Consider the following 3,429-nt stretch of genomic DNA (forward strand, 5'->3'; position numbering starts at 1 on the left):
CCGCCGCCGTCCTGCTCGACAACATGTCGGTCGACGAATTGCGCCAGGCGGTGGGTATGGTTGCGGGCCGGGCGATCACTGAAGCGTCGGGCAGCATCACCGCCGTGACCGCGCCCGCCATCGCCGCGACCGGTGTCGATCTGATCTCAATTGGCTGGCTGACCCACAGCGCGCCGATCCTGGATATTGGCCTCGACTATCGGAGCTCATGATCGCACGACGAACGGACGGCAGCGGGCTGATAGAGTTTCCGATCCCTGTCAATCGGCCAGGAAAGAAGCCGTAAAGGCCGGAACCCCCAAGGAACAGGAAGAGATGCACGCATCGAACTCGACGAAGACAATGCCACAGGCGCAATCCAATGATTGTGGGATGTGGACCCTAGAAAAGGCGCAGGCGCTGCACGACGCACCTTCAACAATCTTCTGTTCCTGGCGCAAACCGTTCACCGCCAGAATTTCGATCCCAACAAGGTCCAGCTGAGCCGGCTTCTTAGCATCAAAACAGGTGGATGCCCGGAGGATTGCGGCTATTGCAGCCAGTCGGCGCATCACGAAAGCGGGTTGAAGGCGTCGAAGCTGATGGAGGTCCGGCGCGTCATCGCCGAGGCGACCAAGGCGCGCGATGCCGGCGCCACGCGCTATTGCATGGGCGCCGCCTGGCGAAACCCCAAGGCGCGCGACATGGATGCGGTGGTGGCGATGGTCGAGGGCGTCAAGGCGCTGGGCATGGAGACCTGCATGACGCTCGGCATGCTCGATCTTGAGCAGACCGCTCGTCTGAAGCAGGCGGGCCTCGACTACTACAACCACAACATCGATACGTCGGACCGCTACTACAGCGAGATCATCAGCACGCGCACCTTTGCCGACCGGCTGGATACGCTCGCCAATGTCCGCGGCAGCGGCATCAAGGTCTGCTGCGGCGGCATTGTCGGCATGGGCGAAGAGCCGGTGGACCGGATTGACATGCTGGTCACGCTGGCCAATCTGCCGGAACATCCGGAAAGCGTCCCGATCAACATGCTTATCCCGATCGCCGGCACCCCGCTGGCGGAAGCCAAGCCCATCGAGCCGATCGAATTTGTGCGCGTGATCGCCCTGGCGCGCATCATGATGCCGAAATCGCATGTTCGTCTTTCCGCCGGTCGCACCGCCATGACCGACGAGATGCAGGCGCTGTGCTTCTTTGCCGGCGCTAACTCGATCTTCGTCGGCGACACGCTGCTGACGGCGGACAATCCCGGCGAGGACAAGGATACTCTGCTATTCCAGCGTCTCGGCATCGAACCGATGGAAATCGGCACGCAATGAACGAGGCACTTCTTGCCCGGTATGACGCATCCTTGCGTGGACTGGCGCGCAAGGATCGCCTGCGGACGCTTGCGCCGCGCGCCGGGCTCGACTTCTCGTCGAACGACTATCTCGGACTTGCCGCCTCCAAAAGACTTGGCGATGCGGTTGCGGCTGCGATTGCGCGGGGCACGCCGGTTGGCGCCACCGGGTCGCGGCTGTTGCGCGGCAATGCACCGGAACACGAGGCACTGGAGGCGGACGCCGCGGCATTCTTCGGCGCCGAACGCGCACTGTTCTTTGGCAGCGGCTACATCGCCAACTTCGCTCTCCTGACCGCGCTGCCGCAGAAGGGCGACCTGCTGGTTCTCGACGAACTCGCCCATGCCAGCATGCATGAGGGCGCACAGGCCGGACGCGCCCAGTTTGTAGTGGCTAAGCACAACGACGTCGATGCCGTCGATGAGGCAATCACGCGCTGGCGCGCCGAGGGCGGCATGGGACGCGTCTGGATCGGGGTCGAAAGCCTCTACAGCATGGATGGCGACCGCGCGCCGATGGAGAGCCTCGTCGCGCTTGCCGATCGGCACGAGGCATTCCTCGTCGTCGACGAAGCGCATGCCACCGGCGTCTGGGGACCGGACGGCCGGGGACTGGCCGCCGCCTTCGAGGGCCGCGACAACATCATTGCGCTCCATACTTGCGGCAAGGCGCTCGGCGCATCCGGCGCACTCGTCGCCGGGCCGAGGACGCTGTGCGATTATCTCGTCAACCGTTGCCGGCCACTCATCTACGCCACCGCGCCATCGCCGCTGATGGCAGTCGCGGCGTGCGAAGCGCTCGCCATGCTGTCCGACGAGCCGCTGCGCCGCGTTCAGCTGCGTGAACGCGTCGCCTTCGCGGGCCGCCAACTGGCCGAGCGCTGCGGCGTGATGCCGAGCGGCTCGCAGATCCAGCCCTTTGTCATCGGCGACGTCAGGCGCACCATGGCGGTGGCGGCGGCACTGCAGGCACGCGGCTACGACATACGCGGCATTCGTCCGCCGACCGTGCCGGAGGGCACGTCGCGCCTGCGCATTTCGCTGACGCTCAACGTAGCCGAAGCTGACATTTCCGCCATGGTCGAGGCGCTCGTTGAGGTGTTGGCCCAAACATGACCGGAGGCGACATGACCCAACGCATCGTCATCACCGGAACAGACACCGGAATCGGCAAGACCGTGTTTTCGGCTGGGCTCGCCGGCCTGCTCGACGGCTTCTACTGGAAACCGGTGCAATCAGGTCTCGACAACGAGACTGACAGCGAGGTGGTTGCGCGGCTTGCCGGCCTGCCGCCAGGGCGCGTGCTGCCGGAGGTCTACCGCTTGAGCAAGCCCCTGTCGCCGCATCGTTCAGCTGAGATCGACGGCGTCTCGATCGAGGCTGCCGATCTTTCATTTCCGGTCCTGCCGGCGCCGCTCGTGATCGAGGGTGCGGGCGGCCTGATGGTGCCGCTCAACCGGCGCACAAGGTTCATCGACATCTTCGCTGAGTGGCGGCTGCCGGTCATTTTGTGTGCCCGCACCACGCTCGGCACAATCAACCACACGCTGCTGTCGATCGAGGCCCTTCGGGCGCGCTCCATCCCGCTGGCCGGCATCGCTTTCATCGGCGATGAGATGGCCGACACGCAACGGACAATCGTGGAAATGGGCGGTGTACCGCAGCTCGGCAGGCTGCCGTATCTCGACCCGCTGACGGACAAAACGCTGCGAGACGCAATGATTGCCGGCTTCGCCTTCGCCTCGTGCACGGGAGATCACTGATGTCGCAGTCCCGTGTGTGGCATCCCTTCACCCAGCACGCGCTAGAGCCGGTGATCCCTGAAATCGTCCTGACGGAGGGCGCCTATCTCCACAAGGCTGGCGGCACGCGCATCCTGGACGCGATTTCCTCCTGGTGGGTCGTCACGCATGGTCACCGCCATCCCCGCATCATGAAGGCCATCGAGGCGACCGCGGCGAGCCTCGACCAGATCATCTTCGCCGGCTTCACGCACAAGCCGGCCGAGCGCCTGGCCGAGGCGCTGGTCGGTCTCGCTCCTTCCGGCCTCGACCGGGTGTTCTATTCCGACAGCGGCTCGACCTCCGTCGAAGTCG

The 3,429-nt window shown here is 64.8% G+C and carries 3 protein-coding genes and 2 pseudogenes; all 5 read left to right on the plus strand.

Features of this window, described 5'->3' with window-relative positions; all coding sequences use genetic code 11:
• Nucleotides 1-212, plus strand: a pseudogene (locus tag EOA36_RS31125) (nicotinate-nucleotide diphosphorylase (carboxylating)); the annotation flags it as partial.
• Between the two features lie 160 nt (nt 213-372).
• Nucleotides 373-1,313, plus strand: a pseudogene (bioB, locus tag EOA36_RS31130) (biotin synthase BioB).
• Nucleotides 1,310-2,449, plus strand: coding sequence for an 8-amino-7-oxononanoate synthase (locus EOA36_RS31135; protein ID WP_126101866.1), 1,140 nt, complete (start codon nt 1,310-1,312; stop codon nt 2,447-2,449). The pseudogene bioB and the gene EOA36_RS31135 overlap by 4 nt, the downstream one beginning before the upstream one ends.
• An 11-nt stretch (nt 2,450-2,460) precedes the next feature.
• Nucleotides 2,461-3,096, plus strand: a complete 636-nt coding sequence (gene bioD / locus EOA36_RS31140; RefSeq protein WP_126101867.1) for a dethiobiotin synthase — start codon at nt 2,461-2,463, stop codon at nt 3,094-3,096.
• Nucleotides 3,096-3,429 (plus strand): aminotransferase class III-fold pyridoxal phosphate-dependent enzyme (locus EOA36_RS31145; RefSeq protein WP_127280723.1); only part of this gene is annotated, 334 nt, incomplete at its 3' end. The genes bioD and EOA36_RS31145, both read left to right, overlap by 1 nt.

Source organism: Mesorhizobium sp. M8A.F.Ca.ET.021.01.1.1 (genome assembly GCF_003998025.1).
In the GTDB taxonomy this organism is placed as follows: domain Bacteria; phylum Pseudomonadota; class Alphaproteobacteria; order Rhizobiales; family Rhizobiaceae; genus Mesorhizobium.

Bases quoted from the DNA above. Each gene is read 5' to 3' on its own strand.
- bioD (WP_126101867.1), top strand. From the start codon at position 2,461: ATGACCCAACGCATCGTCATCACCGGAACAGACACCGGAATCGGCAAG.
- EOA36_RS31135 (WP_126101866.1), top strand. From the start codon at position 1,310: ATGAACGAGGCACTTCTTGCCCGGTATGACGCATCCTTGCGTGGACTG.